1 protein-coding gene and 2 pseudogenes are annotated in these 958 nt (G+C 28.2%); all 3 read right to left on the reverse strand.

Translation table 11 applies throughout. The features are described 5' to 3' along the window. Positions 1-241 (reverse strand): annotated as a pseudogene (locus tag ACWIUO_RS13775) (hypothetical protein); the annotation flags it as partial. Positions 242-252: 11 nt separating this feature from the next. Then, positions 253-678, reverse strand: a complete 426-nt coding sequence (locus tag ACWIUO_RS13780) for a hypothetical protein (protein ID WP_454178457.1) — start codon at positions 676-678, stop codon at positions 253-255. Positions 679-817: 139 nt separating this feature from the next. Continuing rightward, positions 818-958, reverse strand: a pseudogene (locus tag ACWIUO_RS13785) (IS1595 family transposase); the annotation flags it as partial.

A 958-nucleotide genomic window follows, 5' to 3' on the forward strand; every position in this document is an offset into this window, starting at 1 on the left:
CTTGTTCTAAATTAGCTAAAACTTCTTGTCCTTTATATTTTTTGCTTACTATATGCTCTAAATTTATTTGAATCTCCTTATATCCTCTAGGATAATTTTTATCTTCAATTTCTTTACCAACCGAATCTAGCTCATAGATTTTTCTAGGATTCCCATTAGAATCTTTAAGTAAATCAAAGTAAAAATAACTTGCTTGTGCTAGCTCGGCATAGTCTCGTAAATCATCAATTTTATTTTTCATTTAAATGCTCCTTATAATTTTGTTTGTTTGAAGTTTATTTCAAACCCACTACCTTCATTGCCTTCAATAAATATGCCATACAGATTGTATTCATAGTGCTTGTTATATAACAAACTTTGTATTATACACCAATAGGAATATGGATTTACAAATGCTGTCGTGCCACCACCTGCGATAAACAAAAATAAAAAAAGTGGCATAATAGATTTTGATAAAAATCTAAATACTTTTTGTAATCTCGGCGATTTTAATTTTGATTGTTCAATCGTTTTGATTATAAAATATATAGATATAAGAAAAATTACTACAAACCACACTAACCCCAAAACCAAGCCAGAAATATACATAAAAATAAATGTTTGTTTGTTGCCTAACATAATTCCAATAATAGCAATGCTAATAACGACGAGAAATAATACGATAAACACTTTTTTCATTTAGGCGAATCCTTAATAAAATATATCGCTAGTATAAAATTTGGCTAAAGACAACTTAAGCGGATTATTTCTTATCATTTTTCAACAAGACATTTTGGCAAGATTTTATACAAATCTTGTCCTTGATTTTTGGTTATGGCTATCTAAATTCTGTCTCTTTTAGATGAAGCATAAAATTCTCTTTTTTGATTCCTTTGAATTTAGCTAATCTATGTTTGGCATAACCCCAGAAGTTTTCAATTCCATTTATGTGATTTCTACCTAAAGCAAACTCATTTTT

This window comes from Helicobacter sp. T3_23-1056 (assembly GCF_053654535.1).